Annotated in this window: 21 protein-coding genes; 17 read left to right on the top strand and 4 right to left on the bottom strand. The window is 63.4% G+C overall.

All coding sequences use genetic code 11. From position 1 onward, the window contains the following. The first annotated feature begins 14 nt into the window (after positions 1-14). The 6 genes from B3361_RS13695 (at position 15) to B3361_RS13720 (ending at position 7,068) form a co-directional block, all read left to right on the top strand. Positions 15-1,394: an OprD family porin gene (locus B3361_RS13695; protein WP_029885060.1), complete on the top strand. Its 1,380-nt coding sequence runs from the start codon at positions 15-17 to the stop codon at positions 1,392-1,394. A 78-nt stretch (positions 1,395-1,472) separates the two neighbouring features. Next, positions 1,473-3,083 (top strand): ABC transporter substrate-binding protein, encoded by a 1,611-nt coding sequence (locus B3361_RS13700; protein WP_054890023.1) that lies wholly within the window; start codon positions 1,473-1,475, stop codon positions 3,081-3,083. Between the two features lie 90 nt (positions 3,084-3,173). Beyond that, positions 3,174-4,184, top strand: coding sequence for an ABC transporter permease subunit (locus B3361_RS13705; protein WP_009685151.1), 1,011 nt, complete (start codon positions 3,174-3,176; stop codon positions 4,182-4,184). A 10-nt stretch (positions 4,185-4,194) separates the two neighbouring features. Further along, positions 4,195-5,121, top strand: a complete 927-nt coding sequence (locus tag B3361_RS13710) for an ABC transporter permease subunit (RefSeq protein ID WP_009685150.1) — start codon at positions 4,195-4,197, stop codon at positions 5,119-5,121. Between the two features lie 10 nt (positions 5,122-5,131). Continuing rightward, on the top strand, positions 5,132-6,100 hold the full coding sequence (locus tag B3361_RS13715; protein WP_029885062.1) for an ABC transporter ATP-binding protein: 969 nt from the start codon (positions 5,132-5,134) through the stop codon (positions 6,098-6,100). After that, positions 6,100-7,068 carry a peptide ABC transporter ATP-binding protein gene (locus B3361_RS13720; protein WP_009685148.1) on the top strand — a complete coding sequence of 323 codons (969 nt, stop codon included), beginning with the start codon at positions 6,100-6,102 and terminating at the stop codon, positions 7,066-7,068. The genes B3361_RS13715 and B3361_RS13720 overlap by 1 nt, the downstream gene beginning before the upstream one ends. Before the next feature lie 317 nt (positions 7,069-7,385). Here B3361_RS13720 and B3361_RS13725 read toward each other — a convergent pair whose 3' ends face one another. After that, positions 7,386-8,285 carry a hypothetical protein gene (locus B3361_RS13725; protein ID WP_029885064.1) on the bottom strand — a complete coding sequence of 300 codons (900 nt, stop codon included), beginning with the start codon at positions 8,283-8,285 and terminating at the stop codon, positions 7,386-7,388. Between the two features lie 211 nt (positions 8,286-8,496). Here B3361_RS13725 and B3361_RS13730 point away from each other — a divergent pair, with 211 nt between their 5' ends. The 4 genes from B3361_RS13730 (at position 8,497) to B3361_RS13745 (ending at position 12,273) form a co-directional block, all read left to right on the top strand. After that, entirely contained in the window at positions 8,497-9,297 is an 801-nt protein-coding gene (locus B3361_RS13730) for an AraC family transcriptional regulator (RefSeq protein ID WP_009685145.1), read from the top strand. Between the two features lie 64 nt (positions 9,298-9,361). After that, positions 9,362-10,768 (top strand): NAD(P)/FAD-dependent oxidoreductase, encoded by a 1,407-nt coding sequence (locus B3361_RS13735; protein WP_029885065.1) that lies wholly within the window; start codon positions 9,362-9,364, stop codon positions 10,766-10,768. A gap of 31 nt (positions 10,769-10,799) precedes the next feature. Then, entirely contained in the window at positions 10,800-11,141 is a 342-nt protein-coding gene (locus tag B3361_RS13740; RefSeq protein ID WP_009685143.1) for a cupin domain-containing protein, read from the top strand. A gap of 52 nt (positions 11,142-11,193) precedes the next feature. Further along, entirely contained in the window at positions 11,194-12,273 is a 1,080-nt protein-coding gene (locus tag B3361_RS13745) for a polyamine ABC transporter substrate-binding protein (protein ID WP_029885066.1), read from the top strand. A 132-nt stretch (positions 12,274-12,405) separates the two neighbouring features. Here the strand turns inward: B3361_RS13745 and B3361_RS13750 are convergent, their stop codons facing one another. Next, entirely contained in the window at positions 12,406-13,989 is a 1,584-nt protein-coding gene (locus B3361_RS13750) for a peptide chain release factor 3 (protein ID WP_003248481.1), read from the bottom strand. 455 nt (positions 13,990-14,444) lie between these two features. Between B3361_RS13750 and B3361_RS13755 the strand changes: the two genes are divergently transcribed. The 5 genes from B3361_RS13755 to B3361_RS13775 all read left to right on the top strand — a co-directional run bounded on the left by B3361_RS13755 (position 14,445) and on the right by B3361_RS13775 (position 19,559). Then, positions 14,445-15,158: an ABC transporter permease gene (locus B3361_RS13755; RefSeq protein ID WP_054905882.1), complete on the top strand. Its 714-nt coding sequence runs from the start codon at positions 14,445-14,447 to the stop codon at positions 15,156-15,158. A gap of 13 nt (positions 15,159-15,171) precedes the next feature. Continuing rightward, a complete protein-coding gene (locus B3361_RS13760) occupies positions 15,172-16,086 on the top strand; it encodes a glycine betaine ABC transporter substrate-binding protein (protein WP_029885068.1) in 915 nt (304 codons plus the stop codon). Beyond that, positions 16,083-16,736, top strand: coding sequence for an ABC transporter permease (locus tag B3361_RS13765; RefSeq protein ID WP_054905881.1), 654 nt, complete (start codon positions 16,083-16,085; stop codon positions 16,734-16,736). Before B3361_RS13760 ends, B3361_RS13765 begins: the two co-directional genes overlap by 4 nt. Further along, entirely contained in the window at positions 16,733-17,890 is a 1,158-nt protein-coding gene (locus B3361_RS13770; protein WP_054882130.1) for a betaine/proline/choline family ABC transporter ATP-binding protein, read from the top strand. Before B3361_RS13765 ends, B3361_RS13770 begins: the two co-directional genes overlap by 4 nt. Positions 17,891-18,395: 505 nt before the next feature. Then, positions 18,396-19,559 carry a type III PLP-dependent enzyme gene (locus B3361_RS13775; RefSeq protein WP_029885071.1) on the top strand — a complete coding sequence of 388 codons (1,164 nt, stop codon included), beginning with the start codon at positions 18,396-18,398 and terminating at the stop codon, positions 19,557-19,559. Between the two features lie 105 nt (positions 19,560-19,664). On the opposite strand, the gene B3361_RS13780 is transcribed toward B3361_RS13775, so the two are convergent. Together B3361_RS13780 and B3361_RS13785 are read right to left on the bottom strand one after the other, a co-directional pair. Next, positions 19,665-20,414 carry a tetratricopeptide repeat protein gene (locus B3361_RS13780; protein WP_054882129.1) on the bottom strand — a complete coding sequence of 250 codons (750 nt, stop codon included), beginning with the start codon at positions 20,412-20,414 and terminating at the stop codon, positions 19,665-19,667. A gap of 2 nt (positions 20,415-20,416) precedes the next feature. Further along, positions 20,417-21,097: a Fe2+-dependent dioxygenase gene (locus B3361_RS13785; RefSeq protein ID WP_054905880.1), complete on the bottom strand. Its 681-nt coding sequence runs from the start codon at positions 21,095-21,097 to the stop codon at positions 20,417-20,419. A 220-nt stretch (positions 21,098-21,317) separates the two neighbouring features. Between B3361_RS13785 and B3361_RS13790 the strand changes: the two genes are divergently transcribed. Both B3361_RS13790 and B3361_RS13795 read left to right on the top strand, forming a co-directional pair. Then, a complete protein-coding gene (locus tag B3361_RS13790) occupies positions 21,318-23,621 on the top strand; it encodes a TonB-dependent receptor (protein ID WP_054905879.1) in 2,304 nt (767 codons plus the stop codon). Positions 23,622-23,770: 149 nt separating this feature from the next. Then, positions 23,771-26,326, top strand: a complete 2,556-nt coding sequence (locus B3361_RS13795) for a sulfite reductase flavoprotein subunit alpha (RefSeq protein ID WP_286920249.1) — start codon at positions 23,771-23,773, stop codon at positions 26,324-26,326. The last annotated feature ends 137 nt before the right edge of the window (positions 26,327-26,463 follow it).

A 26,463-nucleotide genomic window follows, 5' to 3' on the forward strand; every position in this document is an offset into this window, starting at 1 on the left:
AAGGGAGCTTCAACTTGAAACTATTCACCTTGAGCGCACTGGCCTTATCCATCAGTGCAGTGACCACCGTGGCCCAGGCTGACCCGCAAAGCCAGGCGTTCATTCCCATCACCCTCAAGAGCACCAGCGAGCAAGCCCAGGCCAGCGGTTTTATCGAGGGGCAGAACCTGTCCGGCAGCACCCGTAACTGGTACGCCCGCGAACGCGCGGCGCGCGCCCCCCTGTGGAAGTACTACAAGAACGACGGCACCCGCCACGACACCCACAGCCGTGAGAACTGGGTGCAGGGCACCATCCTCAACTACAGCTCCGGCTTTACCGAGGGTACCGTCGGCATCGCCGTCGAGGCCGCCGGCTACAATGCGATTGCGCTGCAGCAGAGCCGCCAGGCCGTAGCCGGCCCCAACAACCGCACCCTCACCCACAGCGACGGCGACCCCATCGGCCAGTGGAGCAAGCTGGGCCTGGGCAACATCAAGGCACGCGTGTCCAACACCACCCTCACCCTGGGCCGGCAATCGGTGGACACACCCATGATCGCCTACATCGGCAACCGTGCCCTGCCGTCGAGCTTCCAGGGCGTGTTCCTGCACAGTGCCGAGTTCGACAACCTCAACTTCGACCTGGGCACCTTCGACCGCGTCTCGCCGCGTACCGAGCAAAGCCTCAGCAAGTTCCGCAGCGAGTACAGCGCCACTGGCGTGGAAACCGACCGTGCCAGCACTGCCGGCATCAACTACCAGCCGTTCAAGAGCCTGAGCACCAGCCTGTACGCCACCAAAGTCGATGACTTCTGGAACCAGTACTACTTCGGCGCCAACCACGTGCTTGGCGACAGTGCGGTGCTCAGCCTGACCACTGGCCTGAACTACTACAAGACAGTCGACGCCGGCAGCCAGAAAATGGGCAAGATCGACAACGACACCTACAGCCTGTCGTTCGGCCTGACCCACCAGGCGCACACCCTCAGTGCTTCGTGGCAGCAGGTCAACGGCAACGAATACTTCGACTACCTGCACGAAACCAACGGCATTTTCCTGGCCAACTCGTTGCTCTCGGACTTCAACGGCCCGAACGAGAAATCCCTGCAGATTTCCTACGTGCTGAACATGGCGCCCTACGGCGTGCCAGGCTTGAAGTTCAACCTGTACAACGCCCGCGGCTGGGGCATCGATGGCACCCACTACCGTGGCACCGCCTATGACGTGAGGGGCCTGGATGGCGAAACCCACTACGAGTGGGGTATCGGCACCAGCTACGCGGTGCAGAGCGGGCCGTTGAAGGACACCAGTATCCGCGCCACCTACACCACGCACCGCGCCAGCAAGGCGCAGGCCGATGGCAGCCTGGACGAGTTCCGCGTGGTCACCACCATCCCATTCAACATTCTCTGACCGTTTGCGCCACGGCCCGCTGCACGGCGGGCCTTGGCGGCTACGCTGGAATCAATGCACGCAGGGAGTCTTCAACCCATGCACAGAGTTTTCATCAAGTCGCGACCGCTACGCCTGGCGCTGGCTGCGCTGGTGCTCGGCAGTGCCACGCAACTGGCGGCCAAGCCGCTGGTGGTCTGCACCGAAGCCAGCCCGGAGGGCTTCGACGTGGTCCAGTACACCACCGGCGTCACCTTCGATGCGTCCTCTGAAACACTGTTCAACCGCCTGGTGGACTTCAAGCCCGGGACCACCGACATCGAGCCGGCCCTGGCCGAGCGCTGGGACATTTCAGCAGATGGCCTGACCTATACCTTTCACCTGCGCAAGGGCGTGAAGTTCCACAGCACCGACTACTTCACACCCACCCGCGAATTCAACGCCGACGATGTGCTGTGGAGCCTGCGGCGCCAGCTGGACCCGGCGCACCCGTGGCACGACAAGACCAGCGTCGGCTACCCTTACTTCGAGAGCATGGCCTTCAGCCAGTTGCTCAAGGCGGTGGACAAGACCGACGAGCATACCGTGGTGATCACCCTCACCCGCCCCGAAGCACCGTTCCTGCATGACATGGCCATGGGCTTCACCTCTATCTATTCGGCAGAATACGGCGACCAGTTGCTCAAGGCCGGCAAGACCGCCGAGCTGAACAGCAAACCCATCGGCACCGGGCCGTTCATCTTCCAGCGCTACAACAAGGACGCGCAGGTCCGCTTCAAACCCAACCCCGACTACTTCCGCGGCAAACCGCCGGCCGACGCCCTGATCTTCGCCATTGCCACCGACAGCAATGTGCGCCTGCAGAAATTGCGCGCCAACGAGTGCCAGGTGGCGCTGTACCCCAAGCCGGACGACGTGCCCTCGATCAAGGCCGACCGCACCCTCAAGGTGGCCGAAACCGAAGCGCTGGTGACCGGCTATGTTGCCATGAACACCCAGCACAAGTACCTCAGCGACGTGCGTGTGCGTAAAGCCATCAACATGGCATTCGACCGCCAGACCCACGTCGACCAGCTGTTCGGCAAAGGTAATGCCTTGGTCGGGGTGAACCCCTACCCGCCCAGCATGATGGGCTTCAACCCGGCCAACCAGAACCCGCCGCGTGACCTTGCCAAGGCGCGCGCCCTGCTCAAGGAGGCGGGTGTGCCGGAGGGCACCGTCATCACCCTGTTCACCCGCAACGGCGGTGGCATGACCAACCCCAACCCGCGCCTGTCGGCCGAGATGCTGCAGGCCGACCTCGGCCAGATCGGCCTGAAGCTGGATATCCGTGTGATGGAGTGGGCCGAGATGCTGCGCCGCGCCAAGCGCGGTGAAGCCGACCTGGTTTCCACCGGCTGGGCGGGCGACAACGGCGACCCGGACAACTTCCTCACCCCCCTGCTCAGTTGCGAGGCGGCCAAGACCGGCGAGAACTATGCGCGCTGGTGCAACCCTAAGTTTCAGGAGCTGATCAGCCGAGCCCGCGAGGTGGTCGACAACGACGAACGGGCAAGGCTCTATAGCGAGGCATTGAAGGTGTACGATGACGACCAACCGTGGATCAGCATGGCCCACCCGAAGATGTTCACCGCCATGCGTGACAATGTAGAGGGCTACGTGATCAGCCCTCTGGCCAAAAACAACTTCGCCACCACCCGGGTGAAGTAGAACAACGACGACCGCCGGCGCCCAGCAGGGAACCGGCGGCATTGCCGTAGCGTGCTGCTGGCCGTACGGTCTGATGAGGTAACCCCGACAATGTTGAGTTTTATTGCCCGGCGCCTTGGCCTGCTGATACCGACCTTTTTCGGCATCACGTTGCTGACTTTCGCGCTCATACGCCTGATCCCCGGCGACCCGGTGGAAGTGATGATGGGCGAGCGCAGGGTCGACCCCGAAATGCATGCCCAGGCCATGGAGCGCCTGGGCTTGAACAAACCCCTGCCGGTCCAGTACCTGGACTATGTCGGCAAGCTGGCCCAGGGCGACCTGGGTGAATCGCTGCGCACCCGCGAAAGCGTGTGGCGCGAGTTCCTGACCTTGTTCCCGGCCACCCTGGAACTGGCCTTTGCCGCGCTGTTGTTCGCTGGCGTGGTCGGCCTGCTGGCCGGGGTGATCGCGGCGCTCAAACGCGGCTCGCTGTTCGACCACGGGGTAATGGGCATATCCCTGGCGGGCTATTCGATGCCGATCTTCTGGTGGGGTCTGATCCTGATCATGTTCTTCTCGGTGAGCCTGGGCTGGACCCCGGTGTCCGGGCGCATCGACCTGCTCTACGACATCGAGCCGAAAACCGGCTTCATGCTGATCGACACCCTGCTCAGCGATGAGGAAGGTTCATTCAAGGACGCAGTGATGCACCTGATTCTGCCTGCCATCGTGCTCGGCACCATCCCGCTGGCGGTAATCGCGCGCATGACCCGCTCATCGATGCTTGAAGTGCTGCGCGAGGACTACATCCGTACAGCCCGTGCCAAAGGCCTGTCGCCGGCCCGGGTAGTGTTCGTGCATGGCTTGCGCAACGCATTGATCCCGGTGCTCACCGTGTTCGGCCTGCAGGTCGGCACGCTGTTGGCCGGTGCGGTGCTGACCGAAACCATCTTCTCCTGGCCGGGCATCGGCAAATGGCTGATCGAAGCCATCGGCGCCCGTGACTACCCCGTGGTCCAGAACGGCATCCTGCTGATCGCCTGCCTGGTAATCCTGGTCAACTTCGTCGTGGACATTCTCTACGGCCTGGCCAACCCACGCATCCGTCATCAGCGCTGAGGCCCTTGCCATGACTAGCCCGATTCCGAAATCCGTGTCGCCGGCCAGCCCGGTGGACCAAAGCCTGCTCTACCCTTCGCCGTACAAAGAATTCTGGCAAGCCTTCGCGCGCAACAAAGGCGCGGTGATGGGCCTGGCGTTCATGTGCCTGGTGGTGTTCTGCGCGCTGTTCGCGCCATGGGTCGCCCCCCATGACCCCAGCGAGCAGTACCGCGACTTCCTGTTGACCCCACCGGTGTGGCTGGAGGGCGGCACCTGGCAGTTCATCCTTGGCACCGACGAACTCGGCCGCGACCTGCTTTCACGCCTGATCCAGGGCGCGCGGCTGTCGCTGCTGATCGGCCTGTCCTCGGTGGTGATGTCGCTGATCCCGGGCATCCTGCTAGGCCTGCTGGCCGGGTTCTTCCCGCAACTGCTGGGCCCGTCGATCATGCGCCTGATGGACGTGATGCTGGCCCTGCCGTCGCTGCTGCTGGCGGTGGCGATCGTCGCCATTCTCGGCCCAGGCCTGATCAACACGGTGATTGCGATCGCCATCGTATCGCTGCCCTCTTACGTGCGCCTGACCCGCGCCGCCGTCATGGGCGAGCTGAACCGCGACTACGTCACGGCCGCACGCCTGGCCGGCGCCGGCTTGCCACGCCTGATGTTCGTCACGGTGCTGCCCAACTGCATGGCACCGTTGATCGTGCAGGCCACCTTGAGTTTTTCCTCGGCGATCCTCGACGCCGCCGCCCTGGGCTTCCTTGGCCTGGGCGTGCAGCCGCCCACCCCCGAGTGGGGCACCATGCTGGCTTCGGCGCGTGACTACATCGAGCGTGCCTGGTGGGTGGTGAGCCTGCCCGGCCTGACCATTCTGCTCAGTGTGTTGGCAATCAACCTGATGGGCGACGGCCTGCGCGATGCGCTGGACCCGAAACTCAAGAACGCCGCCTGAGGAGAACGCCATGTCACTGTTACAGATCAACAACCTGAACGTGCGCTTCGGCGACGCCACTGCCGTACCGGTGGTCGATGGCCTGGACCTGGCGGTGGACGCCGGCGAGATCCTGGCGATCGTTGGCGAGTCCGGCTCGGGTAAATCGGTCACCATGATGGCCCTGATGGGCCTGATCGATGCGCCTGGGCGCATTACCGCCGACGCCCTCACGTTCGACGGCACCGACATGCTCAAGCTCAGCGGCCGGCAACGGCGCAAGGTGGTGGGCAAGGACATCGCCATGGTCTTCCAGGACCCGATGACCGCACTGAACCCCAGCTACACGGTAGGCTTCCAGATCGAGGAGGTGTTGCGCCAACACTTGGGCCTGAAGGGCAAGGCAGCGCGCCAACGTGCCCTTGAGCTATTGAAAAAGGTCGAGATCCCGGCGGCGGAAAGCCGCCTGGATGCCTACCCGCACCAGTTGTCCGGCGGCATGAGCCAGCGTGTGGCAATTGCCATGGCGATTGCCGGCGAACCCAAGCTGCTGATCGCCGATGAGCCCACCACCGCGCTGGACGTGACGATCCAGGCGCAGATCATGGAACTGCTGGTGAACCTGCAGAAAGAGCGCAACATGGCGCTGATCCTCATCACCCACGACCTTGCCGTGGTCGCCGAAACGGCCAGGCGGGTGTGCGTGATGTATGCCGGCCAGGCGGTGGAAGTTGGCCAGGTTCCGGAGCTGTTCGACCTGCCGGCCCACCCTTACAGCGAAGCCCTGCTGGCGGCCATCCCCGAACACAGCCTTGGCGCCGAACGCCTGGCTACCCTGCCCGGCATCGTGCCTGGCCGCTACGACCGGCCCGTGGGCTGCCTGCTGTCGCCGCGCTGCCCTTATGTACAGGACAACTGCCGGCGCCAGCGCCCGCCCCTCGACCCTCAGGCGCACAGCCTGGTGCGTTGCTTCTACCCGCTGAACCAGGAGGTGGCGTAATGGCCGTGGTTCTGACTGCCCGGGAATTGACCCGGCATTACGAAGTATCCCGCGGGCTGTTCAAAGGCCACGCACTGGTCCGCGCGCTCAACGGCGTGTCGTTCGAGCTGGAGGCCGGCAAGACCCTGGCGGTGGTGGGTGAGTCTGGCTGCGGCAAGTCGACCCTGGCCCGCGCCCTGACATTGATCGAAGAGCCGTCTTCCGGCTCCCTGCAAATTGCCGGCACCGAAGTCACTGGCGCCAGCAAGGCCCAGCGCAAGCAACTGCGCCGCGACGTGCAGATGGTATTCCAGAGCCCCTACGCTTCGCTCAACCCGCGGCAGAAGATTGGCGACCAGTTGGCCGAACCTTTGCTGATCAACACCTCGCTAAGCAAGGCCGAACGGCGAGACAAGGTGCAGAAGATGATGGAGCAGGTCGGCCTGCGCCCCGAGCATTATCAGCGCTACCCGCACATGTTCTCTGGCGGCCAGCGCCAGCGCATCGCCCTGGCCCGGGCGATGATGCTGCAGCCCAAGGTACTGGTGGCAGACGAACCGACTTCCGCGCTGGACGTGTCGATCCAGGCACAGGTACTGAACCTGTTCATGGACTTGCAGAAGGAGTTCAACACCGCCTACGTGTTCATCTCGCACAACCTCGCGGTGGTGCGGCACGTGGCCGACCAGGTGCTGGTGATGTACCTGGGAAGGCCTGCGGAAATGGGGCCTAAGGAGGACATCTACGAGAAGCCGCTGCACCCGTACACCCAGGCACTGCTGTCAGCGACACCGGCGATTCATCCCGACCCGCTGAAGCCGAAAATCAGAATTGCCGGGGAGTTGCCCAACCCGCTGAACCCGCCGGACGGCTGCGCGTTCCACAAGCGCTGCCCACATGCCACTGAGCGCTGCGCCAAGGACGTGCCGGCGTTCAGGCAAGTCGGTACACGGCAAGTGGCCTGTCATTACGCGGAGCAGTTTCTTTAATCAGTTGCCAGAGCGGTCTGCGCTGGCGTGAGGTTCACGCGACCTCTGCAGAAGCGGCCTTGCGCCGCGATGGGCCGCACCGCGGCCCCCAGCCGCTCAATGCATGAAAATCCAGATCAGGATAATCACCGGTATCGGCACGCCGATCATCCACAGCAATATCGAGCGCATGTTCAACCTCCGTCAATGGTGGCAATAGCAAAGGGCGGCCTGGGCCGCCCTTACTGTCAGTGCATGAACAGTGCAATCAGGATGATCACGGGAATCGGTACTCCAAGCATCCACAGCAATATCGAGCGCATGATAATTCTCCTTGCTTAACGTTGAACGGTGCGGGTAGTGACGTAGTCGCCTTCCAGCCACTGCACGCGGTCGCGCAGGCGGCCGCCATACAGGGCCGCGACGCTGGCGATAAAGGCGCCGCACAGCAGCGCGACGAAGGTCCACAGGGCAGTCCAGGCAGCTACCTTGGCGGCAGTGTCGGCCGCTTGCTTGGCATCGTTTTTCAGCTGCTGCACCTGAGCCATTACCTGGTCCACGCGAGCTTCGGCTTCGGCCTGGGTCAGGCGGGTACGCTGCGCCACCAACTGCGCCAGGTAGGTACGGTCCTCCGGAGGCAATGCGCCGTCCCCGGCAATGCCCTTGGCCAGAATGCGCGCGGCAACCCCATTGGCGGCGTCTTCGCTGACTGGCGCCGGGCCGTCACCGCGGAACAGGCTGTCGACGAAGTACCCCATCGAGTCATTGTTGCTGCCGGTAGCCGCCGATGCACCTGCGGCAGCAGACACCGTGGCCGCTTGCGACGCAGCGCTGGCCCCGGCACCTACCAGGTTGCCCGCCGCACCCAGCACCAGCATGGCGGCGACCAGGGTGGCCACTGCCCACGACAGGAAGCCATGCGCGGTATCGCGGAAGTACACCTCGTCACCGTGCAGGTTCGCCCACTTCACCCGCAGCCGGCCGGCAATATAACCGCCCATGCCCGATGCGATGATCTGCGTGAGCAGCAGCCAGACAATGGTAGAAACGCCCAGGGCTTTGGCACTCGCCCCTTCGTCAGCCCAAGGCGAGGTGGCGGCGAAGCCCAATCCCGCGCCCAGTACCACAAGGATGAGGGAAACGGATGCGGCAGCAGCCGCGCCAGCGAAGATGGCCGCCCAGGAAACACCTGAACGGCTTTGCGTATCGACAGCGGGGTAGTCGGCAGAGGTGATCATGATGTGTGCGCCTTATGTTGTTAGCGAGAATTCCATTCGCGCAGTAACCTTTGCAGTAGCTGTGCCAGCTGTGACAAAAAATGACGCCCATACAAATCAGTGGCTTAGCTCGCTGGCCGCCTGCTGAACCGTGCAAAATGCGCGAAAGCGCCCTATCCATCAGGTGTTCTGCATTCTTGTGATGGCTTGGCCGGCAAGGCATGATCCAGCCATGACGCTTCCCGATGACCCCGCCCAGACCCCACTCACCGCCGAGACCGTGCTGCGCTACCACCTGTGCTGGAAGCACCGTGACCTCGACGGCGTGATGGCGCTTTATCACCCCGATGTCCAGTATCACGACTTCTTCCAGAACCGCGTGCTGGGCTATCGCGAACTGCGCGACTACGTGCGCGCCTGCCTACCCCACGAAGCCGGCGAAGACATCGTCCACAGTGACCGTATCCGCGTCGATGGCTGCACCGCGTTCATCCAGTACCAGGTTACGGTGCAGGGCGGCGATGGCCTGGTGGCGTTTCAGTCCAGCGAGGCAATTACGGTGAGGGACGGCCTGATCTGGCGGGTCAACGAATATGCGACCCTGGTGCGCCAGCACGGCAACACCGCGGGCACCGGCGGCGCGCGGCCAGCCACCAGCCGCCTGGGCCTGTCACCGCGGCAGCTGTCGACCATGGCCCAGGACCTGGAACACTATTTTCAGCGCCAGCGCCCCTACCTGGACCCTGAACTGGATCTGCAGCAAGTTGCCGATGCCAGTGGCTACAGTCGCAACCAGATTTCCTACCTGCTGAACCAGGTGCTTGGGCAAAGCTTCTACCGCTACGTCAACCAGGCGCGCCTGCAGCACCTGATGGCCAGCCTTGATGACAACAGCGCCGGAACACCCATCGATGACCTGGCGTTCAACGCTGGCTTCAATTCGCTGTCGGCGTTCTACAAGTGCTTCCGTGAACACACCGGGCTCACACCCAAGGCCTACCTGAAGCAAATTTCCCTGCGTGCACGCACGTAAGACAGCCGCCCACTCGCCCGACTAGGATCGGCCACAGACCTTGACGGACGTGGAGCCGAACCCGATGCAACCCCTGCGCACGCTCAGCCTGTGGATGGACCAGCTCGACGAGCCGCTGTGCGCCCGCCCGGCCCTGCGCGACGACCTGGACGCGGATGTGTGCATCATCGGCGCGGGCTACACCGGGCTGTGGACCGCCTACTACCTCAAGCGCCAGGCACCCCAGCTGAACATTGCACTGATCGATGCCAACATCGCCGGTTTCGGCGCCTCTGGGCGCAACGGTGGCTGGCTGATGGGCAACCTGCTCGGCGAAGACCGCCTGCTCGCCAGCCTGTCACCGCAGCAGCGCCGCGCCAGCATCGACCTGCTGCACGGGATTCCGGACGAGGTGCACAGCGTGCTGCAGCGCGAAGGCATCGACTGCCACTACCGCAAAGGGGGCGTGCTGTATTGCGCCGCGCGCTACCCGGAACAGGAACGCAGCCTGCGCGCCTACCTCGACGACCTGTACCGCCAGGGCATGACCGAAGACGACTACCGTTGGTTGCGCCCCGAACAGCTGGACGCGCAGCTACGGGTCAGCAACGCCTATGGCGCGATCTACAGCCCGCACACGGCGACCATTCAGCCGGCCATGCTCGCCCGGGGCCTGGCCCGGGCGCTGGAAGCGCTGGGTGTACCGATCTACGAAAATACCCCAGCCATCGACTGGCAACCGGGTGAGGTGCGTACACCACTGGCGCGCATTCGCTGCCAATGGGTGGTGCCCGCCGTGGAAGGCTACGCCGCCAGCCTGCCACCGTTGGGCAAACACCAACTGCCGGTGCAGAGCCTGCTGGTGGCCACCGAGCCACTACCCGAGGCGACCTGGGAACAGATCGGCCTGAGCCAGGGCCAGGCCTTCAGCGAAAGCAGCCGCCAGGTCACCTATGGCCAGCGCACGGCCGACAACCGGCTGGTATTCGGCGCCCGGGGCGGGTACCGCTTCGGCGGCCGCCTGCGTGAAAACTTCAACCTCGACGAACACGAAATCGAGCTGCGCCGCTACCTGTTCAGCGAACTGTTCCCACAGCTCAAGCATGTGCGCATCACCCACTCGTGGGGTGGCAACCTTGGCATGGCGCGGCGCTTCCGCCCACACATGCTCTGCGACCGCCAGCGCGGCATCGCCCTGGCCGGCGGTTACGGCGGCGAAGGCGTTGGCGCCACCAACCTGGGCGGGCGGACCCTGGCGGCCCTGATCCTCAACCAGCACAACGCGCTGACGGCGCAACCGTGGGTGCTCGACAACCGCCCGGTTTCAAGCCTGGCCAGCTGGCCCCCCGAGCCCTGCCGCTGGCTGGGCTACAACGCAATCATCCAGAGCTTCGTCCACGAGGACCGGACCCTCGCCAACCCCGCCAGCGCGCCTTGGAGGCGGCGCCTGGCCAGCTCGCTCGCGGACTTCATGGAAGGCTTCATGCACTGATTCCCTTTCCCCTACACAGGATCCACCGGTCATGCGCATCACCCAGTTCAAGAATACCGACAGCGTCGCACTGGCTAGCGCCAGCCCGGTAGCGGTGCCGCTCGGCGAACCCGTGGCAGTGGCTTCGGTCACCAGCGTGGAACGCGACGACGGCGTCGAAACCGGTATCTGGGAGTGCACCCCCGGGCGTTGGCGGCGGCAGATCGTGCAACAGGAGTTCTGCCATTTCATCAAGGGCCGCTGCACCTTCACCCCCGACGGTGGCGAGCCCCTGCTTATAGAAGCCGGAGACGCATTGATGCTACCGGCCAATAGCACCGGCACCTGGGACATCCAGGAAACCGTGCGCAAGACCTACGTACTGATTTTCTGATCCGCTAATCGCCTGCCTTCGATAACGACAGACAAAGCAAGGTAACCCCGACATGCGCACACGCCTTCTTGCACCCTTGATGCTGGCCGCCAGTGTGGCCAGTGCCGCCGAAACGGTGAAAATCTACAACTGGTCCAGCTACGTGGCACCCGACACGCTGAAAAATTTCCAGCAAGCCACTGGCATCGTGCCCACCTACGACGTGTATGACAGCAACGAAACCCTCGACGGCAAGCTGATGACCGGCAACTCTGGCTACGACGTGGTGTTCCCCTCCAACCACTTCATGGCCCGGCAGATCCAGGGCAAGGCCTTGAAACGCCTGGACAAGTCGCAGCTGCCCAACTGGCAGAACCTCAACCCGGTGCTGCTCAAGGCGCTGGAGGTGAATGACCCGGGCAACCAGTACGGTTTCCCCTACCTGTGGGGCAGCACCGGAATCGGCTACAACATCGACAAGGTCAAGGCGGTACTGGGCGACAACGCGCCGCTGGACTCGTGGGACCTGATCTTCAAGCCCGAATACATGAGCAAGCTGAAAAGCTGCGGTGTAGCGGTGCTGGACAACGGCCCCGAGCTGCTGCCGATTGCCCTGCACTACCTGGGCCTGCCGCACCACAGCCAGAACCCGGCAGACTACGACAAGGCCAAGGCGCTGTTGATGCAGGTACGGCCCTACATCAGCTACTTCCACTCCTCGAAATACACTGGCGACCTGGCCAACGGCGATGTCTGCGTGGTGGTGGGCTTCTCGGGGGATGTGCTGCAGGCGAAGAACCGCGCCGAAGAGGCGCACAACGGCGTCAAGGTGGGCTATTCGATACCCAAGGAAGGCGCGCCGTTGTGGTTCGACATGGTGGCCATGCCGGCCGATGCGCCGGATGAAAAGGCTGGCTATGCCTACATGAACTACCTGATGCAGCCGGAGGTGATGGCCAACATCAGCAACCATGTGCAGTATGCCAACGGCAACCTCAAGGCAGACGGGCTGGTGGACCCTGCGCTGAAAGGCAATGCGATGATTTACCCGAGCGAGGCCGTGATGGGCAAGCTGTATGCGCTGGAGGCGATGCCGGCCAAGATCGACCGTATCAGGACGCGGATCTGGACCAGTATCAAGGCCGGGAATTGAAATGGGGCCGCTTTGCGGCCCTTCGCGGGCACGCCCGCTCCCACAGGGATATCACCAGAGCTGAGGGCAGTGATAGCCTTGTGGAAGCGGGCGTGCCCGCGAAGGGCTGCAAGGCAGCCCCAAATCCAATAGTCAGTGGTGCTCGCGGGTAGCGCGGAACTTGATGTCCGGCCAGCGTTCTTCCATCAGCGCCAGGTTGACCCGGGTCGGCGCCAGGTAAGTGAGGTGGCCGCCACCATCGATGGCCAGGTTTTCCATGGCCTTGGTCTGGAATTCCTCGAGCTTCTTCTTGTCGTCGCAGCTGATCCAGCGGGCCGACCACACGGTGATCGGCTCGTAGGCGCACTCGACCTTGTACTCTTCCTTCAGGCGGCTGGCGACCACGTCGAACTGCAGCACACCGACCGCACCCAGGATGATGTCGTTGCTGCGCTCAGGGAAGAACACCTGCGTGGCACCCTCTTCCGCCAGCTGCTGCAAGCCCTGGCGCAGCTGCTTGGACTTCAGCGGGTCCTTCAGGCGCACACGGCGGAACAGCTCCGGGGCGAAGTGCGGGATACCGGTAAAGCCCAGGGCCTCGCCTTCGGTGAAGGTATCACCGATCTGGATGGTGCCGTGGTTGTGCAGGCCGATGATGTCGCCGGCAAAGGCCTCTTCCAGTTGCTCACGCTCGGAGGAGAAGAAGGTCAGCGCATCGCCGATACGCAGGTCCTTGTTCAGGCGCACGTGGCGCATCTTCATGCCCTTTTCGTACTTGCCCGAGCAGATGCGCATGAACGCGATACGGTCGCGGTGTTTCGGGTCCATGTTCGCCTGGATCTTGAACACGAAACCGGTGAACTTCTCTTCGACCGGCTCTACGGTACGTTCGTGGGCCACACGCCCCAGCGGCCGCGGCGCCCAGTCGACCACCGCGTCGAGCACGTGGTCGACACCGAAGTTACCGAGTGCCGTACCGAAGAACACCGGGGTCAGTTGGCCATTGATGAACTCTTCCTGGTTGAACTCGTGGCAAGCACCCTGCACCAGCTCCAGTTGCTCGACGAACGAATCGTATTGGTCACCCAGGTGGGCACGGGCCTCGTCGGAGTCCAGCTTCTGGATGATCTTGGCCTCGGTGCGCTCATGGCCGTGGCCAGGGGTGTACACCACGATGTAGTCACCGGTGAGGTGGTACACGCCCTTGAAGTCACGGTAGCAACCGATCGGCCAGGTGATCGGCGCGGCCTTGATCTTCAGCACCGCCTCGATCTCGTCGAGCAGTTCGATCGGGTCGCGAATGTCACGGTCGAGTTTGTTGATGAAGCTGACGATGGGCGTGTCGCGCAGGCGGCAGACGTCCATCAGGGCGATGGTCCGCGGCTCTACACCTTTACCGCCGTCCAGCACCATCAGCGCCGAGTCCACGGCGGTCAGGGTACGGTAGGTGTCTTCGGAAAAGTCTTCGTGGCCGGGGGTGTCGAGCAGGTTGATCATGTGCTCGCGGTACGGGAACTGCATCACCGAGGTGGTGATGGAGATGCCGCGCTGCTTCTCCATTTCCATCCAGTCGGAAGTGGCATGGCGGTCGGACTTGCGCGACTTCACGGTACCGGCGACGGCAATGGCCTTGCCCATCAGCAGCAGCTTTTCGGTGATGGTGGTCTTACCGGCGTCGGGGTGGGAAATGATTGCGAAAGTGCGGCGCTTCGCGACTTCGGCGGCCTGGTTGGTCATGGGAAATCGCCTGACTGGGGGATTTGAAAGGGGCGATATCATACCTGAAGTTGGGCGGGGACCAAAATCTGCTGATTGAGAGGTTGCAGGTCTGGCAGCAGATTCACCACACAATCGCTTTATCACGACAAATGGCCACAGGGCAGTTATTTCAACGCCTGCAGCGCGCCAAGCCGCTGTTTTCTCGCGCCAGGTTTGCATTCCCCCAGTGATTAACGCTGGCCAAATGCCGCCTCAAATGGGAACCTTTAGGGCCTTGGAGACGTCCACTCCCCTGCAACCCGCTTCGGTTGAGGGCTGGTTTCATCAGCATTTTCGGGCCCGACGGGGTTCGGCTCATGGCCAGATCGCAGCCTGCGGTTTGCATCTGGCTGCTACTCGCGAACACACCACCCGCCGCCACCCCTGGCCGGCAACCAAGAAGTGTGCTCGCCGACAACACAAGGAGTCCGCCTGTGGCTAAACGCTACGGTAAAGGGCTGTTGGGATGGGCCGCCGTGCTCGTCATCCTGGCCCTGCTGGTCCACTGGATCGGCATCGACACGATCGCGCGGTATCGCGACGATCTTGGGTTCTACCTGCAAGCGCACCTGGTATTGGTGCTGGCTTCGATGGCGGCGGCACTGGCCGTGGGCATCCCCGCCGGCATTGCGCTCAGTCGGCCGCACCGGGTCGACCAAGCCGAGCGCTTCATGCAGTTCTTCAACGTTGGCAATACCATTCCTCCCCTGGCCGTTCTGGCCATCGCCCTGAGTATCCTGGGCATCGGCGCCGGGCCGGCGATCTTCGCACTGTTCCTCGCCTCCCTCCTGCCCATCGTGCGCAACACCTACGAAGGCCTGAAAAACGTCCCCGCCTCGCTCAAGGAAGCCGCCACGGGCATTGGCATGACCCCACGCCAGCAACTGTGGCAGGTCGAGCTGCCCAACGCCGTGCCAATCATTGTCGGCGGTGTTCGCGTGGCCCTGGCCTTGAACGTGGGCACCGCACCGCTGGCATTCCTGATTGGCGCCAATAGCCTGGGCAGCCTGATCTTCCCCGGCATCGCCCTGAACAACCAGCCCCAGCTGCTGCTGGGGGCCGCCTGTACCGCACTGCTGGCCCTGCTACTGGACGCGGCGGTGAGTTTCTCCAGCAAGCGCTGGCTGGAACGTGGCCTGGCCCACTAAGGATAGGGAACGCATGAAGAAAACAATCGCCTTGCTGCTGGGCGCGGCCTTGCTGTTCGCAGGAGTTGCCCAGGCAGCGGAAAAGCCCCAGATCCGCATCGGCGCGCGGGTGTTCACCGAACAGACCGTACTGGCCGAAATCACCGCGCAGTACCTGCGTGCCAACGGTTTCGACGTGCGCGTCACCACCGGCCTGGGTAGCAACATCGCGCGCCAGGCCCAGGAAACCGGCCAGCTCGACCTGATGTGGGAATACACCGGCGTATCGCTGGTGTCGTACAACCACATCGAAGAACGCATGCCCAGCGCCGAAGCCACCTACGCCAAGGTCAAGGCGCTGGACGCGAAAAAAGGCCTGGTCTGGCTGACCCCGTCGAAGTTCAGCAACACCTACGCCTTGGGCCTGCCCAAGCAAGTGGCCGAGGCCTATCCGCAGGTCAACAGCATCAGCGACCTTAACCAGGTACTGCGTGACGAAAGCGAGCGCAAGCACTTGGTGGCGCTGGACACCGAGTTCGCCAACCGCCCCGATGGCCTGGTCGGCCTGAAGGCGATGTACGACCTGCAACTGGGCCGCGCCAACATCCGCCAGATGGACGCGGGCCTGGTCTACACCGCCATGCGCAACAACCAGGTGTTCGCCGGCCTGGTGTACACCACCGATGGCCGCCTGAGCGCCTTCAACCTGAAGCTGCTGGAAGACGACAAGCACTACTTCCCTGACTACACGGCCGCGCCGGTGGTGCGCAAGGCCGTGCTCGACGCCAACCCGCAGCTGGCGGGGCTGCTCAAACCGCTGGCCGAGCAACTGGACGATGAAACCATGCGCCAGCTCAACGCCAAGGTCGATGTCGAGCACCAGAACCCGACCGCCGTGGCCGCCGCCTTCCTGCGCGATCACCCACTGACCAGCGAGGGCCAGCCATGAACCTGATCGATACCTTCAACCACCTCGACTGGACCCAGGTACTGAACCTGACCGGCCAACACATCATGCTGGTCGGTGTGGCCGTGGGCCTGGCGATTCTGGTGGGCGTGCCGCTGGGCATCCTCATGACCCGCTTCCCTGCCCTGGCCGGCCCGCTGCAGGCCAGCGCCACGGTACTGCTGACCATCCCGTCGATCGCCCTGTTCGGCCTGTTGCTGCCGCTTTACTCCAAATTCGGCCAAGGCCTCGGGCCGCTCCCAGCGATTACCGCCGTGTTCCTGTATTCGCTGTTGCCGATCATGCGCAACACCTACCTGGCCCTGACCAATGTCGAACCCGGCATCCGCGAAGCCGCGCGCGGCATCGGCATGACCTTCGGCCAGCGCCTGCGCATGGTCGAGCTGCCCATCGCCGTGCCGGTGATCCTCGCCGGCGTGCGTACCGCCGTGGTGATGAACATCGGCGTCATGACCATTGCCGCCACCATCGGCGCCGGCGGCCTTGGCGTGCTGATCCTGACCTCCATCAGCCGCAGCGACATGTCGATGCTGCTGGTCGGCGCGGTACTGGTCAGCCTGCTGGCCATCATCGCCGACCTGCTGCTGCAAACCCTGCAACGTGCCCTGACTCCAGAAGGACTGCGCTCATGATCGAACTGAAGAACCTCAGCAAAACCTTCAACGTCAACGGCAAGGACGTCAAAGCCGTCGACGCGGTAAGCCTCACCGTCAACGAAGGGGAAATCTGCGTGTTCCTCGGCCCATCGGGCTGCGGCAAAAGCACCACGCTGAAAATGATCAACCGCCTGATCACGCCAACCTCGGGCCAGGTGTTCATCAATGGCGAGGACACCACCGGGCTGGACGAAGTGACCCTGCGCCGGCACATCGGCTATGTGATCCAGCAGATCGGCCTGTTCCCCAACATGACCATCGAAGAGAACATCACCGTGGTGCCGCGCCTGCTCGGCTGGGACAAGCAGAAATGCCACGAACGCGCCCGCGAACTGATGCACATGATCAAGCTCGAGCCCAAACAGTACCTGCAACGCTACCCGCGCGAGCTTTCCGGTGGCCAGCAGCAGCGTATCGGCGTGATCCGCGCGCTGGCGGCCGATGCGCCGGTGCTGTTGATGGACGAACCGTTCGGCGCGGTCGACCCGATCAACCGTGAAATGATCCAGAACGAATTCTTCGAAATGCAACGGGCGCTGAACAAGACCGTGATCATGGTCAGCCACGACATCGACGAAGCGATCAAGCTTGGCGACAAGATTGCCATCTTCCGTGCCGGCAGGTTGCTGCAGCTGGACCACCCGGACACCCTGCTGGCGCACCCGGCAGACGAGTTCGTGAGCAACTTCGTAGGCCAGGACAGCACCCTCAAGCGCCTGCTGCTGGTGCGCGCCGAAGATGCGGCAGACAACGCCCCGGCGGTCAGCCCGGAAACCCCGGTAAGCGATGCGCTGGAACTGCTCGACGAACACGACCGCCGCTACGTGGTGGTCACCAACGCGCAGAACAAGGCCCTGGGCTATGTACGCCGGCGGGACATGCACCGCCAGCAGGGCACCTGTGGTGACTTCCTGCGCCCGTTCAACGCCACTGCCTCGCACGACGAGCACCTGCGCATCCTGCTGTCGCGCATGTACGAGTTCAACCGGGCGTGGCTGCCGGTGCTGGATGCCGAGCAGGTGTTCCTCGGCGAGGTGACCCAGGAGTCGATTGCGGCGTACCTGAGTTCCGGCCGCTCGCGCGGCGCCAAGACCAGCATCGTCTCCCCGGCCGAGGCGGTGGCATCCTGAGGAGCGCTGCCCAGTGATGCGCAGCAAGGTGCGGATACGGGTTTCCCGCACCTGAAACGTCGCATCCGTTGGTCGGTAACAAAAAATTTATGCGCGATTTTCGGTACGTGGGTACCAGAAAAGCGTGGCCATAAATATGAACACCTCCGGTGCCATCGGGCATCAAGCTGCTGCCACAGGGTAGGTCAAAACCCTGTAGCAGCGGCTTCACCCGCACATGGGCCGGCGTGGTCCATTCCACAATTTTTTACGCTTGAAACACCACCGGGAACATCAGCCGGTCATATGAGTCGTTTATTCAAACGACAGGTGGCCGATCAACGCCGATCACGCCAGGATTGCCTGTTGATTCTGCATTCTTCACGCCCTAAAGTGCGCGCCGAACGTCCATGCTGGAAACGATCCATCCGGCTCAAGTACTGAGTAGGCGAACCAAAGTGGGGATACGGAGGACGTTCAGTTTGCAGCCACTTAATCTTTCAGTTTGCCCATGGAGTCCCTGAGCATGTCGATCCAGGTCGAAGACTATTTCGCGCGTGATACCTTCCAGAAAATGAAGGCGTTCGCCGACAAGCAGGAAACCCCGTTCGTACTCATCGATACCCAGATGATCAGCCAGGCCTACGACGACCTGCGCGCGGGTTTTGAATTCGCCAAGGTCTACTATGCGGTGAAGGCCAACCCGGCTGTCGAGATCATCGACCTGCTCAAGGAGAAAGGTTCGAGCTTCGACATCGCCTCGATCTACGAGCTGGACAAGGTGTTGGGCCGCGGCGTCAGCGCTGACCGCATCAGCTATGGCAACACCATCAAGAAGTCCAAGGACATCCGCTACTTCTACGAGAAGGGCGTGCGCCTGTATGCCACCGACTCCGAAGCCGACCTGCGCAACATCGCCAAGGCCGCCCCGGGCTCGAAAGTGTACGTGCGTATCCTCACCGAAGGCTCGACCACTGCCGACTGGCCGCTGTCGCGCAAATTCGGCTGCCAGACCGACATGGCCATGGACCTGCTGATCCTGGCCCGCGACCTGGGCCTGGTGCCCTACGGCATCTCCTTCCACGTCGGTTCGCAACAGCGCGACATCAGCGTGTGGGACGCCGCCATCGCCAAGGTCAAGGTGATCTTCGAGCGCCTGAAGGAAGAAGACGGCATCGAACTGAAGCTGATCAACATGGGCGGTGGCTTCCCGGCCAACTACATCACCCGTACCAACAGCCTGGAAACCTACGCCGAAGAAATCATTCGCTTCCTCAAGGAAGACTTCGGTGACGAGCTGCCGGAAATCATCCTCGAACCTGGCCGTTCGCTGATCGCCAACGCCGGCATCCTGGTCAGCGAAGTGGTGCTGGTTGCACGCAAGTCGCGTACCGCCGTCGAGCGCTGGATCTACACCGACGTGGGCAAGTTCTCCGGCCTGATCGAAACCATGGACGAAGCCATCAAGTTCCCGATCTGGACCGAGAAGAAAGGCGAAACCGAAGAAGTGGTCATCGCCGGCCCTACCTGCGACAGCGCCGACATCATGTACGAGAACTACAAGTACGGCCTGCCGCTGAACCTGGCCATTGGTGACCGCCTGTACTGGCTGTCGACCGGTGCCTACACCACCAGCTACAGCGCAGTGGAATTCAACGGCTTCCCGCCGCTGAAGGCCTACTACCTGTAATGCACAACGGGGCCGCGAGGCCCCGTTTTCATGTGTGCAGATGCCGAGATCAGCGCTGTCGAGGTGGGAGCCGGCTTGCCGGCGATTGGGCCAGCACAGGCAACTTCAAGCTTCGCGCCGTTCGATTTCCTCGGCATAGCGCGCGGCAAACGCCATGAGCACCGGCCCCGCGCCCTGCAGGGTCACCAGCGCCGCACGCAGGAAATTCAGGTTACCCTCGACCCGCGCACGCTCCAGCCAAGGCGCAGCCTCGGCTACCTGGCCACGCTCGACCAGCACCAGCCCCAGGCTGAACATGCCGCGAAAATCCCCTGCCTCGGCCGACCGGCGATACCAGCGCACCGCACGCGCGGGGCTGGGCGCGGTGGCAATGCCCTGCTCCAGATAGCGCCCGTACAGGTTCATCGACTTGGCATGCCACTGCTGTGCGGCCTTCTCGTAGCACATCAGAGCCTGCGCCTGGTTGGCCGGCACACCACGCCCGGTCGCCAGCAGGTTACCCAGGTTGTACAGCCCCCAGGCAAGCCCGGCATCGGCGGCGCGGGCATAGTGCACGGCGGCTTGAGCCAGGTTTACCGCACCGCCCCAGCCATGCTCCAGGCAACGCCCGAGCATGTTATGCGCCATGGCGTTGCCACCTTGCGCGGCAATGGCAAACCAGCGCCGGGCAACCTCGGCGTCGGCTTCAATCCCGCGCCCATCGAGCAGGATCTGCCCGAGCAGCAACTGCGCTTCGACCACGCCCTGCCCCGCCGCTGCCAGGATGGCCTGGGCCGCCTTGCCCGGGCTTTGCTCAAGCATGGCCCGCAACCCGGCCACGTCCAGCACTTCCTCACGCCGCAACTGATAGCCCACGGTCAGACCTCGGCCCAGTTGCGCAGCAGGTTGTGGTAGGTGCCCGTCAATTGCAGCAACGCAGGGTGTTCTGGCACATCGGCCGTCAGTTGCTGGATGGCATTGTCCATTTCGAACAGCAGCGCGCGCTGGCTGTCCTCACGCACCAGGCTCTGGGTCCAGAAGAAGGCGGCATAGCGCTGCCCGCGGGTGACCGGGTTGACCTTGTGCAGGCTGGTGCCGGGGTACAGCACCAGGTCTCCGGCCGCCAGCTTGACCTGCTGCTCACCATAGGTGTCCTGAATGACCAGTTCCCCCCCGTCGTAGCTGCCCGGGTCGCTGAGAAACAGCGTGGACGACAGGTCGGTACGCACGCGCTCCGGGCTGCCCTTGGGCTGGCGCAGGGCATTGTCGATGTGAAAGCCGAAATTGCCGCCCTCGCGGTAGCAATTGATCAGTGGCGGGAACACCTTGTGCGGCAACGCCGCCGACAGGAAGCGCGGGGTCTTCCACAGGCGGTCGATCAGCGCGGTGCCGATTTCCTTGGCCAGCGGGTGCCCTTCTGGCAGTTGCAGGTTGTGCTTGGCCTTGGCCGACTGGTAGCCGGCAGTCACCTTGCCATCGGCCCAGTCAGCCTGCTCCAGCGCCTCGCGAATACGGGCCAGTTCGTCAGCGGCGAACAGGCCTGGGATGTGCAGCAGCATGGCAAGGTTACCGTCGGGAACTGTAAAGGCCCAATGATATTGATTCCCTTTTGCGCTACACAAGCCTTTTCGCCGCTTAGGACGTTTCAGCCGATTGGAAATTTAAGGGCAAATTGTAAAGATTGTAAATTCTTCACGAATGGTAACGAATATCAATTGTTAGTCACAATCGATTACATTAGTATCCGCCGCCTCACCACCTTGGGGAAGGTTTCCAGCAATGCGCCAGTCCGTACCATCTGCAGTAAGCTCACCGCGTCTGATCGTTAGCGCCATAGGCATCGCGCTTGGCGCATCGTCGGCCTACGCCGCCGACCCGGCTGCCAGCAGTGCCATCACCCTGGATGCCACCAGCGTGAACGGCAAGGCTGAGCAGGCCAGCAGCGACTACAAAACCGAGCGCGCTGCTTCGCAGAAGTACACTGCGCCGTTGGTGGACACCCCGCGCTCGGTCACGGTGATCCCGCAACAGATGATCAAGGATACCAACGCCCTGACCCTGCAAGACGCGCTGCGCACCGTGCCAGGCATTACCTTCGGCGCCGGCGAAGGTGGCAACCCGCAAGGCGACCGCCCGTTCATTCGCGGTTTCGACGCCCAGGGCGACACCTACCTGGACGGCGTGCGCGACACTGGCGCACAAACCCGCGAAATCTTCGCCATCGAGTCGGTTGAAGTGGCCAAGGGCCCGAACTCCGCCGTAGGTGGCCGCGGGGCAGCGGGCGGTACCATCAACCTGGTGAGCAAGCGCGCGCACCTGGGCAACTCGCTGGACGGTGCCTGGACCTGGGGCAGCGACCAGACCCAACGCTATACCTTCGACGGTAACTACCAATTCAGCGATACCGTGGCCGGCCGCCTGAACCTGATGACCCATGAAAGCAACGTCGCCGGCCGCGACAAGGTGAACTACGACCGCTGGGGCATCGCCCCGTCGCTGGCCTTCGGCCTGGGCACGCCAACCCGCGTCAACCTCGACTACTACCACCTGGAAAGCGACGACCTGCCGGACTCGGGCATCCCGTACAGCATTCCGTTGGCTGGCAGCGCTGCCCGTACTTCGGCCCACCCGAGCAAGCCGGATGATGGCGGCGACAGCGACAACTTCTATGGCCTGAGCGGTCGCGACTTCCGCAAGAGCCGGGTGGATATCGCCACCTTCGCCATCGAACACGACCTGACCGACGCGCTGACCGTGAAGAACACCCTGCGCCACGGCAACAGCATGCAGGACTACATCCTCACCCAACCGGACGACAGCAAGGGCAACGTCAACAACGGCAGCGTCTGGCGCCGGGCCAACACCCGCGTTGGCAACACCGCCACCACCACCAACCAGACCGACCTGTTTGGCGAGTTCTACCTGGGCGGCATGAAGAACAGCTTCTCCACCGGCATCGAGCTGGGCCGCGAAGAAAGCGACCGCTCCAGCTACACCGTCAACACCAACACCGGGCTGAACGCATCCGTGTGCAACCCCGGCCTGATCGGCGCCAACAGCGGCTACAACTGCACCTCGCTGAGCAACCCGAACCCGGATGACCCGTGGAACGGCAGCATCGCCCGCAACTACGCCGGCACCGACACCAAGAGCGACACCCGCGCCCTGTATGTATTCAACACCCTTGAGTTGTCGCCTGCATGGCTGGTGAACATGGGCCTGCGTTACGACCACTTCGATACCCAGTACCGCACCTATGACGCTGCTGGCGCCACCGTGGTCAATGCCAAGGGCGTAGCCGCCAAAGGCAAGGATACCAGCGAGTTCGTCACCGGCCAGCTGGGCCTGGTATGGAAACCGGCCGACAACGGCAGCGTCTACGTGTCCTACGCCACCTCTGCTACCCCACCGGGTGCAATGCTGGGCGAAGGCATGGAGGCCAACCCACTGGGCAACACCACCGACCGTGCCGGCAACCTGTTGAGCAGCGACATGGAGCCGGAAGAAACCACCAACTACGAAATCGGCACCAAGTGGGACCTGCTCGACCAGCGCCTGTCGCTGACCGCCGCGCTGTTCCGCACCGAGAAGGAAAACGCGCGCGTTCAGGTCGGTACCACAAGCTACGAGAACGTCGGCGAAACCCGCGTGCAGGGTATCGAACTGTCGGCCAGCGGCAAGATCACCGCCAAGTGGCAAGTGTTCGCTGGCTACACCTACATGCAGGCCCGCCAGATCGACGGCGGCCCGCTGGGCAAGGCCAACGACGGCAACCAGTTGCCGAACACCCCGAACAACAGCGCCAGCGTGTGGACCACCTACGCGATTACACCAAAGCTGACCGTGGGCGGCGGTGCGTTCTACGTGGATGACGTGTACGGCAGCGTAGCCAACACCACCATGGTCGACAGCTATGTACGCTACGACGCCATGGCTGCCTACAAGCTGACCAAGAACATCGACCTGCAATTGAACGTGCAGAACCTGACCAACGAGGTTTACTACGACAAGACCTTCTCCACCCACTTCGCCAACCAGGCGGCTGGGCGCACGGCATTGCTGACCACCAGCGTGCACTTCTGACAGGGGTTGGGTTGACCGGGCGGCGCTGGTAAACCGCAACACGCTAAAAAACACCCACCCCGGCCCCGTTCATCTCCGTGAGCGGGGCTTTTGCGTATCAAGGCATAATGCACGCCGCGCAGCATGCGGCAGAAACACAAGGTGATGATGTGGTGAAGAAGACGCTGTTCCAATTGCACTGGTTCTTTGGCATCACCGCTGGCCTGGTGCTGGCCTTGATGGGCATTACCGGAGCGCTGTACTCGTTCCAGGAAGAACTGCTGCGCGCCTTCAATGCCGACGTGCTGAAGGTCGAGGTGCGCGCCGAAGGCGTACTGCCGCCAGCCGAGCTGGTGCAACGGGTCGAAGCCCAGCAACACGAGAAGGTATCGATGCTGTGGGTGGATGTGCGCGAAGGCAATGCCGCCCGTATCTTCTTCATGCCCGCACCGGGCGAACGCCGTGGCCTGCTGCGCTACGCCGACCCGTACACCGGCGAGCTCAAGGGCGAAGTGGCCGGGCAAGGCTTCTTCAACCTCATGCTCACCCTGCACCGCTTCCTGGCGATGGGTGATACCGGCCGGCAGATCACGGGCGCTTGCACCCTGCTGCTGGTGTTTTTCTGCCTGTCCGGCCTGTACCTGCGCTGGCCGCGCAAGGCGCTTAACTGGCGCACATGGCTGACCTTGGACTGGGCCAAGAAGGGCCGCGCCTTCAACTGGGACCTGCACGCCGTGGCCGGCACCTGGTGCCTGCTGTTCTACCTGCTGTTTGCCCTGACCGGGCTGTTCTGGTCCTACGAGTGGTACCGCGAAGGCCTGAACAGGCTGCTGGCCGATGTCCCGGCCGCTGGCCAGCAGCACAAACGCGGTGAGGGCCGCGGCCGCCACGGGCCGCAAAAGGTCGACCCCAATGCGCCGCCGCGGGTGGTCGACTACGATGCCATCTGGGCCAGCCTCAAACAGGCTGCCGGGCCCGGCCTGGCGGCGTACAACCTGCGCCTGCCAGCGGCAGGCGGTCAGCCGGCCAACCTGTTCTACTTGCTGGACAGCGCCGACCACCCACGGGCCTTCAACACCCTGGTGCTGGACCCGGCCACCGGCCAGGTCAGGCGCCAGGAGCGCTATACCGACAAATCCTTCAAGGCCCAACTGCTGCAAAGCGTCTACGCCCTGCATGTGGGTGAATACTTTGGCCTGCCGGGGCGCATCATCGTCACCATCGCCAGCCTGACCATGCCGCTGTTCTTCGTCACCGGCTGGCTGCTGTACCTCGACCGCCGCCGCAAGAAGCGCCAGGTGCGCGCCGCTCGCGGCAGCGTGGCCGCCAACAGTGGCAACGGCGACAGCTGGCTGATCGGTTTCGCCAGCCAGAGCGGCCTGGCCGAGCAACTGGCCTGGCAGAGCGCCGGCCAGTTGCAGGCAGCCGGCCTGCCGGTGCAGGTCCGCGCCCTGGCCGAACTGGGTGAGGAAGACTTGCGCCAGGCCCGCCGCGCACTGTTTGTAGTCAGCACCTTCGGCGACGGTGAAGCCCCCGACAGCGCGCGCGCCTTCGAGCGCAAAGTGCTCGGGCAGCCCTGGGCGCTGAACAACCTCAGCTACGCCCTGCTCGCCCTTGGCGATCGCCAGTACCCGCACTTCTGCGGTTTCGCCCGCCGCCTGCAAGCGTGGCTCGCCGAGCGCGGGGCCAACAGCGCGTTCAGCCCGGTGGAAGTGGACAATGCCGACCAGTCTGCCCTGCAGCAGTGGCAGCAAGCGCTGGCGCAACTGACCGGGGCCCAGCCGGTGGCCGCCTGGCAAGCCCCATGTTTCGCCAACTGGACGCTGGTGCAGCGCAAGCTGCTCAACCCCGGCAGCCAGGGCCGGCCGGTCTACCTGCTCGGCTTGCAACCGCAAACCCCGGTCAGTTGGGAGGCTGGCGACCTGGTGGAAGTGCTGCCACTCAATGGTCCACCGCGGGTAGCCGCGTTCCTCAAGGGCATGGCGGTCGATGCAACCACAGCGGTGCAGGTCAATGGCCTGAGTGAAACCCTGGCCCAGGCGCTGGCCGGTCGCCAGTTGCCCACGCGCCGTGATCACTTGGTCGGGCTGCAGCCGCAGGCGCTGGTCGATGCCCTGGTGCCGATTGGCAGCCGTGAATACTCCATCGCCTCGATTGCCAGCGATGGCGTGCTCGAGTTGATCGTACGCCAGGAGCGCCACGCCGATGGGCAGCTGGGCCTGGGTTCCGGCTGGTTGACCGAATACCTGCCGCTCAATGGCACCTTGAGCCTGCGCCTGCGCCGCAACAGCAGCTTCCACCTGCCGGGCCACGCCGCACCCATGATCCTGATCGGCAACGGCACTGGCCTGGCCGGCCTGCGCAGCCTGATGCGGGCGCGGGTGAATGCGGGGGAGCAGCGCAACTGGCTGCTGTTCGGTGAGCGTAACCGCGCCCATGACCTGTTGTGTGGTGAAGAGCTGCAAGGCTGGCTGGCCAACGGCGACCTGGCACGGCTGGACCTGGCGTTCTCTCGCGATCAAGCCGAGAAAGTGTATGTGCAGGATGTGTTGCTGCAGCAGGCCGAGGCGTTCAAGCGTTGGCTGGCAGAGGGTGCGTGTGTGTATGTCTGCGGCAGCCTGCAAGGCATGGCTGCGGGGGTGGATGCGGCGCTCAATGGCATCCTTGGGGAGGCTGCTGTGCAGCAATTGATCGAGGATGGGCGGTATCGGCGGGATGTGTACTGATCAGCCTTTGATGTAGCCGGCACGGGCCCTATCGCTGGCCAGCCAGCTTGTATGGCTAGACTTGAAGGGAGGAGGAGGGACAAAGCCAGCTTCTGACTGTTAGCGCAGTACAGACCGTGGGAGACCTCGCCCCTCCT

It is taken from the genome of Pseudomonas sp. UBA6699 (assembly GCF_002454615.1).
In the GTDB taxonomy this organism is placed as follows: Bacteria; Pseudomonadota; Gammaproteobacteria; order Pseudomonadales; family Pseudomonadaceae; genus Aquipseudomonas; species Aquipseudomonas juntendi.

Bases quoted from the DNA above. Each gene is read 5' to 3' on its own strand.
- B3361_RS13705 (WP_009685151.1), top strand. From the start codon at position 3,174: ATGTTGAGTTTTATTGCCCGGCGCCTTGGCCTGCTGATACCGACCTTT.
- B3361_RS13760 (WP_029885068.1), top strand. From the start codon at position 15,172: ATGAAGAAAACAATCGCCTTGCTGCTGGGCGCGGCCTTGCTGTTCGCA.
- B3361_RS13785 (WP_054905880.1), bottom strand. From the start codon at position 21,097: ATGCTGCTGCACATCCCAGGCCTGTTCGCCGCTGACGAACTGGCCCGT.
- B3361_RS13710 (WP_009685150.1), top strand. From the start codon at position 4,195: ATGACTAGCCCGATTCCGAAATCCGTGTCGCCGGCCAGCCCGGTGGAC.
- B3361_RS13790 (WP_054905879.1), top strand. From the start codon at position 21,318: ATGCGCCAGTCCGTACCATCTGCAGTAAGCTCACCGCGTCTGATCGTT.
- B3361_RS13725 (WP_029885064.1), bottom strand. From the start codon at position 8,285: ATGATCACCTCTGCCGACTACCCCGCTGTCGATACGCAAAGCCGTTCA.
- B3361_RS13775 (WP_029885071.1), top strand. From the start codon at position 18,396: ATGTCGATCCAGGTCGAAGACTATTTCGCGCGTGATACCTTCCAGAAA.
- B3361_RS13720 (WP_009685148.1), top strand. From the start codon at position 6,100: ATGGCCGTGGTTCTGACTGCCCGGGAATTGACCCGGCATTACGAAGTA.
- B3361_RS13715 (WP_029885062.1), top strand. From the start codon at position 5,132: ATGTCACTGTTACAGATCAACAACCTGAACGTGCGCTTCGGCGACGCC.
- B3361_RS13770 (WP_054882130.1), top strand. From the start codon at position 16,733: ATGATCGAACTGAAGAACCTCAGCAAAACCTTCAACGTCAACGGCAAG.
- B3361_RS13765 (WP_054905881.1), top strand. From the start codon at position 16,083: ATGAACCTGATCGATACCTTCAACCACCTCGACTGGACCCAGGTACTG.
- B3361_RS13730 (WP_009685145.1), top strand. From the start codon at position 8,497: ATGACGCTTCCCGATGACCCCGCCCAGACCCCACTCACCGCCGAGACC.
- B3361_RS13700 (WP_054890023.1), top strand. From the start codon at position 1,473: ATGCACAGAGTTTTCATCAAGTCGCGACCGCTACGCCTGGCGCTGGCT.
- B3361_RS13735 (WP_029885065.1), top strand. From the start codon at position 9,362: ATGCAACCCCTGCGCACGCTCAGCCTGTGGATGGACCAGCTCGACGAG.
- B3361_RS13745 (WP_029885066.1), top strand. From the start codon at position 11,194: ATGCGCACACGCCTTCTTGCACCCTTGATGCTGGCCGCCAGTGTGGCC.
- B3361_RS13740 (WP_009685143.1), top strand. From the start codon at position 10,800: ATGCGCATCACCCAGTTCAAGAATACCGACAGCGTCGCACTGGCTAGC.
- B3361_RS13750 (WP_003248481.1), bottom strand. From the start codon at position 13,989: ATGACCAACCAGGCCGCCGAAGTCGCGAAGCGCCGCACTTTCGCAATC.